Source organism: Nocardia cyriacigeorgica NBRC 100375, assembly GCF_000308555.1.
Classification (GTDB): Bacteria; Actinomycetota; Actinomycetes; order Mycobacteriales; family Mycobacteriaceae; genus Nocardia; species Nocardia cyriacigeorgica.
In genome coordinates this window covers 14,596-27,388 of record NZ_BAFY01000132.1, presented here as the reverse complement: position 1 = coordinate 27,388, position 12,793 = coordinate 14,596, and the positions used below count along the sequence as shown (strand labels likewise).

Sequence of the window (12,793 nt, the reverse complement as noted above, 5' to 3'; positions counted from 1 at the left end):
CCACCACCGCAGGCTCCGACAAGCGCTGCAACTCGTAATTGCTTGTCGGACAGACCTTCCCGCGGCCACCGACAGCACGCCGGTGGCCGCGGCAAGTCATAGCCCCGCGGTCCGAGCACCCGCACGCACTCGACGCATGTGGCGGACATGGCGGGGACGACCGATCACATGCCAGATCACGCGCACCGGTGCCGGGAGGACGCCCAGCAGCAGCGCCCGTTCGCCGGGGTCGGCGTCCTCGAGCACGAGTCCGAACAGCGTGAGCAGGGTGAGTTTCGGTGTGTTGGCCACCAGATGCTCGCCAAGGGAAGCCCATTCGGCGTCGGTGATGTAGTCGGCCGCGACGGGAAGCAGCAGGTTCTCTTCGTCGTCGAGGTGTTCGATCAGCACCGCACGGTGGTCGGCGAGCGCCGCGACCAGGGTGTCACGTTCATCGGCTCCGGCAGTGGCCTCCCACGCCGGGACCGCGGTATCCAAGCTCGCCAGCGTAGCTTCCACGCGCTCGTGCTGGCGTTGCATCCGCAGGATGACCTCGGCCCCCAGGTCGACGCGCGAGAGCAGCGGCGGCCACAACAGCTCGTCCTCGCCCTCGTGGTGGTTCGTCAATCCCAGCCGGTAATCGCGGAAGTGGGCGGCGATCACCGCGGCACGTCGGGTATCGCCCGGTGCGACTGCGGCGACGAGTTCCATCAGCAACCGTGACTCGCGGCGGAAGGCGCGGTGCACGATCTTCATGTCCTGGGTGTCGACGCTCATGTGTTTCTTGCCTTTCACCGGTTGTGCGCAGGGCTGGAGGGCATCAGACGCCGACACGGGATGCCATGACGCGGGGACGGACCTGTCGTTTCGTGGCCGCGGATTCGGTGGTCTGCGGGCGCTCGGTCAGCAGCAGTGCCGCCGTCACCAGCACGACCGTCATCGCCGAGATGTGCACGATCAGCGCGGTCGCCACACTGCCGCCGTGGGTCACCACCGCCAGCGCGTCGCCGGCCGGGATGAAGGCGTTGATCAGCACAACCCAGCCCAGCACCCGACGTTGCCCGAGCCCGAGCAGCAGGAAGGTGACGGCGGCGACGGCGAGATCGCGCACACCCTTGACGATGAAATAGCCGTCGGCGTTGCCGGTCGGCCACGGTTCGATACCGAAGCCGGTGGGGGCTATACCGGGCGCGAACAGGAAGTTCAGCCCGAAGTACAGGGGTGCGACGGCGCAGAGCACGGCGAGCAGGGTGGTCAGGCGATACTTCGTCACGATGGTTCTCCTCGTTTCGCCGGCGGAGCGTTGCCGCCGGGGACTGCTGGATCGGTCTGCTCGAGACTGCGCGAGCGGATTTGGAACCCACCAGGAACCGACTTGGAGCGCTGGACATCGCCGTGCGTACGATGTGGCAGGTCATGGTCATGCTCCGGGTACTGGGTTCGTTCACGGCCGAATCCGACGCTGAACCCATTCCCCTCGGCGGCCCACGCCAGCGTGGTGTACTCGCCCTGCTGGTGGCCGCGCGCGGACAGGTCGTGCCGGTCGACCGGATGGTCGAGGACCTGTGGCGCGGCGAAGCGCCCGCCCGTGCCCTGGCGTCATTGCAGGCCTACATCTCCAACCTGCGCCGCCTGCTCGAACCGGGCCGTCCGCCACGCACTCCGGCCCGCCTGCTGGTGAGCGCCGCACCCGGCTACGCCCTGCGGCTGCCGCGGACAGCCGTGGACGCCTGGCGATTCGAGGAAATGATCGAGCAAGCCCGCACCCACACCGATTCCCACGCGGTGCGCGATCTGCTCGAGGATGCGCTGGCGCTGTGGCAGGGGCCGGCGTTCGCCGAGTTCGCCGACGAGCCGTGGGCCGTCACCGAAACCACCCGGCTCGGCGAGCTGCGTTTGGTCGCGCGTGAACTGCACATCGCGACCCGGCTGCGGCTCGACCACCCCGCCACGGTCGCCCCCGATACCCAGACCCTCACCCGCGAACATCCCCTGCGCGAGGAGGCTTGGCGCCTGCACGCCCTCGCGCTGTGGAGCAGCGGCCGCCAAGCCGACGCCCTCGCCGCCCTCCGCCGCGCCCGCGCCACCTTCGCCGACGAACTCGGCCTCGACCCCGGCCCCGACCTGGTGGCGCTGGAGGAAGCGATCCTCACCCAGCGCACCGACGTCCTCCGTGCGGCTGTCGTTGCGCCCCGGGCAGATACGAGCGCATTCCTCGCCGAATCCGGCTCGCTTCGCGCGGCCACAAGCGCCTCCCCCGCCGACGCGGGCATTTCGCGCGGAGAGAGGAGTCCGTCCCGCGCAGACGGCGTCCGGTCCAGCGAAGAACCGTCCCCGATGATGCAGGGCTTGCCCGGCGACGGAGTGGTGGCCACGGTGCCGGGTGTGGTCGCCGAGCGTAGCGCACCGGCGTTCGTCGGCCGCGACGCCGAACTCTCGGCGCTCCGGGCCGCCGCCGCCAAGGCCGAGGACGCGGGCGCACACCTCGCAGTGGTCACCGGCGAGGCGGGGCTCGGCAAATCGACACTGCTCGAACATCTCGCCATGCGACTCGAACACGACGGGTGGCTGGTGGCCACCGGTCGCTGCCCCGACCTCGACAGCGCACCACCGGCCTGGGCGTGGGTGCAGATTCTGCGGACCGTGGCCGCGGGTGTGCCGGCAGGCGAATTCGCCGACGATCTCGCGCCACTGCTGTCCGACGCCGCCGCGGCCACCGGCGATGCGGCGGCCGGGCGTTTCCGGCTGCGACAGGCCGTGTGGGCCTGGCTCACGGTGGCCGCCGCCGAGCGTCCGGTCGCCGTCCTCGTCGACGACCTGCATTGGGCCGACACCGCCACACTGGAACTGCTCGGCGGCTGCATCGACGTGCACGCCCCGATCCTGGTCGTCGCCGCCTACCGCGGCGACGAAAGCGACCGCCTCACCGCGACACTGGCATCGCTGGCCCGCATCGCGCCCCTGCGGCTCGACCTGCCCGGACTCGACCGCGACTCCGTCGCCGAACTGGTCCGCGCCGAATGCCCCGCCGACGACGACACGGTGACCGGGATCGCCGACCGCACCGGCGGCAACCCGTTCTACGTGCGGGAAAGCGCACGGCTACTGCATGGCGAGGGCGCGCTCATCGCACTGTCGGACGTTCCCGACGGCGTGCGCGATGTGCTGCGCCGGCGGCTGGCGCGGCTACCCGAAAGCGGGGTGTCGGTATTGCGGCTCGCCGCCGTGGCCGGTCGCGAAAGCTCGGTCGACGTCCTGGTCAAGGCCGCCGACACCGACGAGGACGGCGTCCTGGACGCACTGGACGCCGGCGTCATCGCCGGATTGCTCGACGAACCCGGACCCGGTCGCGTCCGGTTCGTGCACGCCCTGGTCCGAGACACCCTCATCACCGACGTCAGCCGACTGCGCATCACCCGGATGCACGCCAGGATCGCCGCGGCCCTGGAAGGCACCGGCGACGTCGCCGCGCTCGCCCACCACTACGCACGCGCCGGCTCACCGAAGGCCGTCGGCTACTGCGTGCGCGCCGCCGAACTGGCCGAGGCCCGCTACGCCCACGACGTCGCGGCCACACTGCTCACCGACGCCGTCACCCACTGCAACGACCCGGACGAGCGCGTCGACCTCTACGGCAGGCTGCTGCGCGCGCAGGTCAGAGCCGGCGACGTCGCCGCGGCCAGACAGACCCGCGAACGGGCCGTGACCTACGCCGAGTCACTGGGTCGCGAGGACCTGATGATCGCGGCGTTCACCGCCTGGACCGAACCCACGCCCTGGCTGGCCCGCACCTACGGCACGGTCGACCGTCCCATCGTCGAGCGCCTGCGCCGTCTGCTCGACCGCACCGACCTTGCCACCGAGGTGCGCGCCCACCTGCTCATCGCCTACACCCATGAGCTGGTCGGCGAGGCCGACCCGACGGTCCTGGTGGCCGGGCGCGAAGCGCTCGACCTCGCCTCCTCGCCGCGCCTGCGGGCCGGGGCGCTGCTGGTTCTCGCGCGCGATTCGGGACGACAGGATTACTCCCGTGAGCTGGTGCAGATCGGCATCGAGCACGACCTGCCGGTCTACCGGGTGACCGGGCTGCTCAACCTGGCCGCCAATGCCGCGGCGGCCAACGACCCGGCCGCCATGCGCGCGCTGATCGGGCAAGCGCTCGAGCTGGCCCGCACCTACCGGATGCCGGAGGCGATCGGCGCCGCCGAGATCGCGCTGGCGTCGCTGGTGCTCATCGAGGGCAGGTTCGCCGACGCCGAACGCCTCTACACCGAGGCCACCGAACGCCTGGAGCGGGCCGGATCCGTGCACGCCACCGGCTTTTTGCGGCTGGCGCTCGCGGCGACCTGGCTCAACGAGGGCACTCTCGGCGAGCACCTCGACGACATCCGCGATCTGCATGCCGCGCTCGGCCCGATGGTCGCCGATCTGCTCACCCTCGCCCTGCACGCCGCCGGCCGCGATGACGAAGCACACCGGTCCCGCACCGCACCGGCCCCGATCCGCCCGGACTTCTTCTTCACCTTCCTGACCAGCCTGCGCGCCATGGCGATCCTCGCCCTCGGCGACCGCGCCGCCGCCGAGCAGATCTACACCGACCTGCTCCCCCATCGAGACGGCCCACCGGCCGGCGCGGAGAGCTTGTCACTGGCCGTGCGCCCGGTCGCCCACACCCTCGGTGAACTCGCCCGCTTCCTCGACCGCGAGGACGAAGCCGCCGAACACTACGCCCGCGCCGCCGACATCGCCGCAGTGTGGGGCTGTCCGCCGCTGCAGGAATCTCGGCCAGGCCAAGACCCGTAATCAGTGCGCGCGCACTGGATTCGGCCGGCGTCGTGGCGTCGCCGGGCGCACCTTCCACGCCACGCTCAGCGGCAGTTTTTCGCCGACCGGGTCGCTCCCGGCGGCCTGGTGGTGGTCTGCCTCGAGCCGGTGCGGGCCGAGCGCGTCGGGCACCGGTCAGCCGACGAGGGCCGAACCGATTGTGGGCCGCCGCCCCGCGTTTCCAAGCCGGCTCCAAGCGCCTTCCAAAACGCCGGGAGCAGTCTCGAGCCATCAGAACCGAACTGATGGAGGAGCACATCGTGAGCAGCACAACCAGTTTCCGGGCCGCCGTCGTCCGCACGCCGAGCGGACCCGACTCGATCGAGATCATCGACGTACCCGTCACCGAACCAGGTCCGGGTGAGGTGCGTGTGGCGGTGGCGGCCGCACCGGTCAATCCCACCGATCTCGGTGTCGTCGGCGGCTTCTTCCATCAGCTCGGCATGATCGACCAACCCGCCCATACCGGGCTGGGCTGGGACTTCGCCGGCATCGTGCTCGCTGCCGGGCCTGGCGTTGGTCTGGTCGCCGGCACGCGAGTGGCCGGTGTGGTTCTCGGTTTCGACCGCGACTTCGGCACCTACGCCGAACAACTCGTCGTGCCCGCCGCCGAGGTGGCGGTGGTGCCCGAGGGGCTCGATCTGGTCGCGGCGGCGACGGTGCCGCTCAACGGGTTGGGGGCGGCGCAGATCGTCGACCTGCTCGGCGACGCACCCGCCGACGGCAATCGGCTGCTGGTGACCGGTGCGGCCGGTGCGATCGGAGCCAATGTGACCGCGCTGGCCCCCGAACGCGGCTGGCAGGTGACCGGTCTGGCCCGCACCGCCGACGAGGGGTTCGTGCGCGGTCTGGGCGCCGACTTCGTCACCGAGGCCGAACCGGGCTGGGACGCGGTCGTCGACACCACCTCACAGCAGGTGTGGGGCCTGACCCCGGTCCGCGACGGCGGTGTGTTCGTGGGTGTCCGGCCCAACCTGGCACCCGCCCCCGAACGCGGGATCACGGTGCACGCGTTGCTGACCCAGCCGGACCGCACTCGACTCGAGCAGCTGCTCACCCTCGCCGAGTCCGGTCGGCTGCCGGCCCGCGTTCACGCCGTCCTGCCGTTGGCACGGGCCGCCGACGCCCACCGGGCCATGGCCGAGACCGGAACGCGCGGACGCTACGTGCTCCAGCCCTGACCGACCCCGTCCGACCCGGTGTCGACCAGCGCCGCACGGGAACGCCTGCGCCACACTGATGCAACCACATCCGCACTGACCGGCGCTGGGTGCCCGGGCGACCGATTCGACCGCGCACCGGACCATCCCTGACGCGCCGGTCCCTCAAGCGATCAGCCCGTGCAATCGAAGGTCACCCACGTATTTGGTGATCAGTTCCGCACTCAGGTGCGGAATATCGGCGTCGGCACCGAGTTCCGCGGCGCGCACCGCGGCCCGGAACTCGGTGGCCGGGATGGCCGAACCCGCGATCGCCGGCGCCGGGCGGGCGAAGGCATGCAACAGTGGCAGCACCGAGGCGCTGCGCTGCGGCTCGGGCAGCGCGCGCAGCGCCGCCTCGAACCGAGCCAGCCACTCGGCGTAGTCGTCGACGCGTTCGATCGCGACACCGGCCGCGATCAGCCAGTCGACCACCGTATCGAGGGAGATCCCGTCATCGTGCGGGTTCACCACATGGAAGCTGTGATGGCCCTCGTCGACGGCGCCGCCGAGCACGGTGATCGCCTCGGCCGTGAAATCCGCGGGCAGCCCGTCATAGTGGGCGCGGACACCGCGCCCACCGCGATAGAACGAGGAGGGCGCCAGACCGGTGGCGGCCAACCCGATCAGCAGCCGGGTGAACATGTCCGGCACGTTGAGCTGCCCGCGGTAGTGCGGATGGGCCAGCACCATATCCGAGCGGAACACCGCCACCGGCAGCCCGCACAGATCGTGCGCTTCGCGCAGCAGCACTTCCCCGGCCCATTTGCTGTTGCCGTAACCGGTGGCGTACCCGGCGCCGTTGCCGCGCACCGGGCTACCGGCCCGGATATCGCCGCCCTCAGTGAACACCGCGCGGTCGACATCGGCGGCCACCGCGACCGTCGACAGATAGGTCACCGGCTTGAGCCGATGGGTCAGCGCCAACCGGATCATCTCGGCGGTGCCGACCACATTGGGCCCGAACAACTGCGCATACGGCAACACGTGATTCACCAGCGCGGCACAGTGCACGATCCGGTCCACCCGCCGCGCCAACTCCTGCCAGGCCGCCTCGCCCAGCCCGAGGCGGGGTGCGCTGATATCGCCGGCGATCACCTCGAGATGGTCGTGCGCCAATTCACGGTAGCGGCGCAGCAATTCCGGGTCTCCGGAGTCGAACGCCGCCTCCAGCCTGCGGCTGGCGCTGTCGATGTCCTTGCCGCGCACCACACACAGCACCCGCCCGCCGACGGCCGCCATCCGCTCCAACCACCGCAGGCACAGCCATCGCCCGAGGTAGCCGTTGGCGCCGGTGAGCAACACCGTCGACGTCGTCGCCGCCACCGGCAGCCCCGGCGCCGCCGCCAAGGTCTCGGCGTCGATGAACTTCTCCAGCTTCAGATCCGCGGCCGCCACCTGGTCGGGTCCGGCCCCGTGCACACCGGCGAACGACACCACTGCGGTGCCGGATTCCCGTGCGGTGGCGATGTATTCGGCCAGATCACCCAGCGTCGTCGCCGGGCTGGTCACCACACTGACCGGCACCTCGACCCCGAAGATCTCGGTCAGCAGATTCGCCAGCGACAGCGCCGAGAGTGAATCACCGCCGAGGTCGGCGAAATGCGCCTGCGGGCTCGACTGCTCGACCGTGCAATCGAGCACGGCACGTGCGGCTCGCACCACCGTTTCCACCACGGCGACCTCGCCCGCACCGGCACGCAAGGCCAGCAGTTGCGCCGAACGCCCCTCGGCGCGGTCGCGATACATCTGCTCGAGCCGCGGACCGTACCGTCGTTCCAGCGCCGGGCGCAGCAGCTTGCCGATGCCCGACAGCAGCCCGTTCTCGATCGTGAACGGTTCGGTCTCCACGATGAACTCGCGCGGAATCTCATACGGTTCCAGCCCGGCCTCGGCGGCCACCGCACGCACCGAGGCCGCGATCGAGGCCGTGAGCTCGCCGGTGTCGGCGGCCGCGGCGAGCGCGGCCTCGGTCGGCACCACCACCGCGAGCAGGTAGGCGCGCACACTGCTGCCGTAGACGAAGATCTGCCGGATCAGCGGACTGCCCGCGAACACCGCCTCCAGCTGCGCGACGGCGACGAACTCACCTTGGGACAGCTTCAGCACATTGTTGCGCCGATCCAGATAGCGCAGCCGATCCGGGCCGATCTCGGCGACGATGTCGCCGGTGCGGTAGAAACCGTCGGCGTCGAAGACCTGCGCGGTGATGTCGGGACGGCGGTAGTAGCCGGGGATCATCGTCGTGGTCTTGAGCAGCAGCTCACCACGCGGATAGGGCGCATCGGTGGTGCGGTAGCCGAGTTCGGGGACATCGACGAGCTTGTAGTCGATCACCACCGGCCTGCGCACCCGGTTGTCGACCACCAGGCCGCCGCCGGCCTCGGTGGACCCGTAGGCGTCGTGTACCTCGATCTCGAGCAGCGATTCCATGAACGTCTTCAGCTCCGGCGCCAGCGGCGCGCTACCGGTCGACGCCGAGATCAACCTGCCGCCGAGCAGCTCGCGACGCAGCTGCGCCCGCGCCTGCGCATCGGTCCGCCCGCCCGCCAACTCGCTCTGATACCGCTGGTAGATCATCTCGCTGACCCGCGGTACGAGCACCATCTCGGTGGGCCGGACCAGCGCGATGTCGTCGAACAGTGTCGACATGTCCGCCGCGGCCGTGAAATACGCGGTCCCGCCGCGCACCAGCACCCCCGCCAGCGCCAGCCGTCCGGCGAGATGACTCAACGGCATGTAGTTCACGCTGATGGCCGGCGGATTCGAGCCCGCCTTCCTGGCCAACCCCTGCAACCAGATCCCCGCGGCCAGCCGATCGGTATACATCGCCCCCTTGGGGGTACCGGTGCTGCCCGAGGTGTAGATCAGCATCGCCAGCGGGTCGGTGTCGGGCTCGGTGAAATACGGTGCGGGCCCGGGCATATCGCGGCCGGCCTCGATCACCTCGGCCAGGGTCTCGAGCGTGATCGACGTGCCCGCCAGTCGCTCAGCTGCCGCGGCGAGCGCCGACCGGTGCGCGTCCACCTCGGCGACATGATCGATCACCACCAGACGCCGCAGCGCCGGGCAGGCCAGCGCGCAATCGACCGCACGGTCGAGCAGTTCGGGCGTGGACACCAGCACCCGCGGTTCGGTCTCGGTGACGATCTGGGCCAGCGCCGGACCGGGCGCACCGGCTTGCAGCGGCACAACCACCGCCCCGAGACGTGCGCAGGTCAGATCGACGATGGTCAATTCGACGCCGGTCACTCCGAGAACCGCGATCATCGTGCCCGGCTCGACTCCGGCCGTGCCCCGCCACGCGGCGGCTACCGCCTCGACGCGATCGGCCACTTCGGCGTAGGTAATGGTGTCGAAGTGGTCCAGCCAGCGACGCTCATGGTGTCCGGTGACCGGATCGCGCACGATCTCGAACGCACGCCGGCCGAGCGCGGGACGTTCGGCGTAGCCGGTGAGCACACTGGCCACGATCTGTGCGACTCCGATGCCGGGTGTCCGTACCGCATCGAGCACCGCCTCATCCGGTGCGGCCGCGCGAGCCTGGTGATCATCGTTGTAGAGCAGAGCGATGCGCTGCCTGCGCCGAGCTGCCGGCGTCTCGATCGACATGTGTTGGTGCCTCCCCGGCCGGTCGAGCAAAGTCCCGAACGTTAGCGTGCCTAAGCAAGATGCCAGCCGAGGGGCCTCAACACAGCTCCAATCGGGTGTGATACCAGTCACAAACCCACTGATGTCTCAAATATGACAACAATCGCCGGCCATCCAGCCGGACCGGCAAGAGCTAGGCAGCAGCCGGCTCGGCCAGTGCCTGCTCCCGCAGGCTCGCCAGCGTGCGCGACAAGATCCGCGACACCTGCATCTGGGACACACCAAGCCGTTCGGCGATCTGGTTCTGGGTCATCGACCCGTAGAACCGCCATACCAGCACCTGACGTTCCCGCCGTGGCAGCGCGGCGATCAGCGGTCGCACCGCCATGGCGTCCTCGAGCAGTTCGTAGCAGGGCTCCTCACTGCCGAGCCTGCGCTGCACCGCACTGCCCGCGTCATCGTCATCACGGGCGATCGACTCCAGCGAATTGCTGGTGTGCCCATTCGCCGCGACCATCGCCTGGGTCAGCTGGGCCAGCTCCACCCCCAGCTCGGCGGCGACTTCACGGGCGGTCGGCACCCGTCCGAGCCGCTGCGACAGGGCTTCGGTGGCCGGACCGATGCGCAACTGGATGTCTTTCATCGTGCGCGGCACCCGCACCGCCCACGTGCGGTCGCGGAAGTGGCGGCGCACCTCACCCATCATGGTGGGCACCGCATAGGCAAGGAACGTGCTGCCGCGGCTGAGATCGAAACGGTCCACGGCCTGGATCAACCCCACCCTTGCCACCTGTTGCAGATCGTCGAAGGATTCACCGCGTCCACCGAAACGGCGCGCGATGTGCTCGGCCAAGGGAAGACACAACTCGATGATTTCGTCGCGGATGTGCGCGCGGTGCGGGTCGTCGGGGTCCAATGCTTCGAGCTTGTCGAACCACGGCTCGATGTTCTCGTAACTGTCCGAAGATTCTCCGTGTTTCCCCGCAGCGGTACCGACGGATCGGGCTGCCGATGCGGTTGTGGTGGTCTGAGCGTGCTTCAACTGGTTCATTGGGCCTCCTCGGTTCCCCAATCGGCTGACGTTCGGCTCGACCTGAATGAGGAGTACCCACTTCCCCGTAATCGAAAAGTGATCGCCCACGCCGACGTTCGCCGCACCGTGAACGGCCCCGACGTGTCGGCACCGAACACCCGGGTATGCCGGGAACGAGTCGCACGAACCCCGGCCGAAGAAGCCGAACACGGGCACCAGGCATCGAACGAAGGAGCGCGAGCATGGCAGGCACCGATCTCACCCAGCGCCGCATTCTGGCGATCGTCACCAATTACGGCGTCGAACAGGACGAACTCATGGTTCCCGTGCAGCATCTACGTGACGGGGGCGCCACCGTGGATATCGCCGCGGAATCCGGCGACACCATCCAGACCCTGGTGCACGACAAGAATCCCGGCACCACCGTTCAACCCACCGCCACCCTCGACGAGGTGAACCCCACCGACTACGACCTGCTGCTCATTCCCGGCGGTACCGTCAACGCCGATTCGCTGCGCCTCAACGACGCCGCGGTCGAGATCACCCGCCGGATCGCGGCCGCGGGCACACCCATCGCCGCGATCTGCCACGGACCGTGGATGCTCGTCGAAGCCGGCATCGTCGGCGACAAGACGCTCACCTCATACCCCTCCCTGAAGACCGACCTCCGCAATGCCGGCGCCGCCGACTGGGTGGACCGTTCGGTCGTCCTCGACGACACCCACGGCTATCCGCTGATCACCTCACGCTCCCCCAAAGACATCGGCGACTTCATCGAACGCATCGACCTCACCCTGGCCGGCCGAGCGGCCTGAACACCGGCTCAACTGTTGCTGCGGCGGCGTAGCCGCGCGAGGTCGGCGTGCAGAGCGGCGTTGGCGTCTTCGAGTTCGAGAATGCGGCCGATGCCCGCGAGGTTCACCCCCTCGGCGGCCAACGCCGCGATGCGATGCAGCCGCGCCAGATCGTCGCCGCTGTAGCGGCGGGTTCCGCCGTCGCTACGGGCCGGGGTGATCAGCCCGTGGCGTTCGTACAGGCGCAGGGTCTGCACCCCGATACCGGCCAGGTCGGCGGCCACCGAGATCGCGTAGACCGCCTGCGTCGAGTCGGGGAGACGAGGCTCGTGACTCTCCTGCGTCATCCGTGCTCCTCACTCCTGCCATTCCTTTCAGATTTTCTATCCTAAGCCCTTGCGCTCATCTAATTGCCGAGCTATAAAGAATCTATGTCAGATGACATAGGTTATCTGCTTACCACTACAGAGGATGGAGTGATCTGGAGGTGGCGACCATGCTGATGCGCACCGATCCGTTCCGTGATCTGGACCGACTGACGCAGCAGGTGTTCGGCACAGTGGCCCGCCCGGCCGTCATGCCGATGGACGCCTGGCGTGAGGGCGACGAATTCCTGGTCGAGTTCGACCTACCCGGCATCGACCCCGCATCGCTGGATCTCGATGTCGAACGCAACGTCGTGACAGTCCGCGCCACACGTCCGGAGTTGACGGGCGACCGCGAGATGATCGCCGCGGAACGCTCCCGTGGCGTCTTCAGCCGCCAGCTGTTCCTCGGCGAGGGCCTCGACACCGATCACATCCGCGCCGACTACACCGACGGCGTGCTGCGCCTGTCCATCCCGGTCGCGGAGAAGGCCAAACCCCGCAAGATCGCGGTCGAGCGGGCCGAACGGCGTCAGGCCATCAACGCCTGACTCGGCACGGCCCGGCACTCCTTCGAGGAGGCAGGGCAATGATCGGAACCGATTCGCGCGAGGAACTGTTCGACAACGGAATGCTCCTGCTCGACCCCGACATCGAGCAGCTCTTCGCCGAAATGGACGCCATTGTGGCCGAAGCGCTGGCCCATTGGCCCACACCACAGCACCCCCGCCAACGGGTCCGGCCCGAGCGACCGCCGCGCGCACCGGCGCATCCCGCGCTCGTCGCGACGCTACGGGGGCGTCGACCGCCCGGCGTGCAGCCGACCCAGCGCGGACCGCCCCAGCGCGCAGTGCCGCCGCGGCCAGCCGAGATCGACACGAGTGAGGTGATGCCCCTGTTCGACACCGACTCACAGCAACCATCTCGAACACAGTCACTCTTCGCGGGGCGACCCGGAACTCTCCGGGCCGCCCTCGGCCCGTCACCCGATCGCACGCAGGGAGGTAA

At 69.4% G+C, this 12,793-nt stretch carries 10 protein-coding genes; 4 read left to right on the top strand and 6 right to left on the bottom strand.

What is annotated here, in order from left to right; translation table 11 throughout:
* Positions 1–96: 96 nt before the first annotated feature.
* A complete protein-coding gene (locus RJ05_RS12980; protein WP_036537277.1) occupies positions 97–756 on the bottom strand; it encodes a hemerythrin domain-containing protein in 660 nt (219 codons plus the stop codon).
* A 43-nt stretch (positions 757–799) separates the two neighbouring features.
* The gene (locus RJ05_RS12975; RefSeq protein WP_081597300.1) at positions 800–1,252 is read right to left on the bottom strand and encodes a DUF4267 domain-containing protein; all 453 of its coding nucleotides are present in this window, start codon (positions 1,250–1,252) and stop codon (positions 800–802) included.
* Positions 1,253–1,395: 143 nt separating this feature from the next.
* On the opposite strand from RJ05_RS12975, the gene RJ05_RS12970 reads away from it, so the two are divergent.
* The gene (locus tag RJ05_RS12970; protein WP_051016535.1) at positions 1,396–4,782 is read left to right on the top strand and encodes an ATP-binding protein; all 3,387 of its coding nucleotides are present in this window, start codon (positions 1,396–1,398) and stop codon (positions 4,780–4,782) included.
* Positions 4,783–5,048: 266 nt separating this feature from the next.
* The gene (locus RJ05_RS12965; protein ID WP_036537276.1) at positions 5,049–5,984 is read left to right on the top strand and encodes a zinc-binding dehydrogenase; all 936 of its coding nucleotides are present in this window, start codon (positions 5,049–5,051) and stop codon (positions 5,982–5,984) included.
* A 144-nt stretch (positions 5,985–6,128) separates the two neighbouring features.
* Here RJ05_RS12965 and car read toward each other — a convergent pair whose 3' ends face one another.
* Both car and RJ05_RS12955 read right to left on the bottom strand, forming a co-directional pair.
* Positions 6,129–9,614 (bottom strand): carboxylic acid reductase, encoded by a 3,486-nt coding sequence (gene car, locus RJ05_RS12960; RefSeq protein WP_051016525.1) that lies wholly within the window; start codon positions 9,612–9,614, stop codon positions 6,129–6,131.
* A 172-nt stretch (positions 9,615–9,786) separates the two neighbouring features.
* Positions 9,787–10,509, bottom strand: coding sequence for an RNA polymerase sigma factor SigF (locus RJ05_RS12955; RefSeq protein WP_036537371.1), 723 nt, complete (start codon positions 10,507–10,509; stop codon positions 9,787–9,789).
* A 359-nt stretch (positions 10,510–10,868) separates the two neighbouring features.
* Here RJ05_RS12955 and RJ05_RS12950 point away from each other — a divergent pair, with 359 nt between their 5' ends.
* Complete coding sequence (locus RJ05_RS12950) at positions 10,869–11,441, top strand: type 1 glutamine amidotransferase domain-containing protein (protein ID WP_036537274.1); 573 nt, start codon at positions 10,869–10,871, stop codon at positions 11,439–11,441.
* 8 nt (positions 11,442–11,449) lie between these two features.
* Here the strand turns inward: RJ05_RS12950 and RJ05_RS12945 are convergent, their stop codons facing one another.
* Positions 11,450–11,767 (bottom strand): MerR family transcriptional regulator, encoded by a 318-nt coding sequence (locus tag RJ05_RS12945; protein WP_036537273.1) that lies wholly within the window; start codon positions 11,765–11,767, stop codon positions 11,450–11,452.
* Between the two features lie 149 nt (positions 11,768–11,916).
* Between RJ05_RS12945 and RJ05_RS12940 the strand changes: the two genes are divergently transcribed.
* On the top strand, positions 11,917–12,336 hold the full coding sequence (locus tag RJ05_RS12940; protein WP_036537272.1) for an Hsp20/alpha crystallin family protein: 420 nt from the start codon (positions 11,917–11,919) through the stop codon (positions 12,334–12,336).
* Here the strand turns inward: RJ05_RS12940 and RJ05_RS30875 are convergent.
* Positions 12,318–12,491, bottom strand: a complete 174-nt coding sequence (locus tag RJ05_RS30875; RefSeq protein ID WP_156090821.1) for a hypothetical protein — start codon at positions 12,489–12,491, stop codon at positions 12,318–12,320. The two genes, RJ05_RS12940 and RJ05_RS30875, sit on opposite strands and share 19 nt — an antisense overlap.
* Positions 12,492–12,793: the final 302 nt, after the last annotated feature.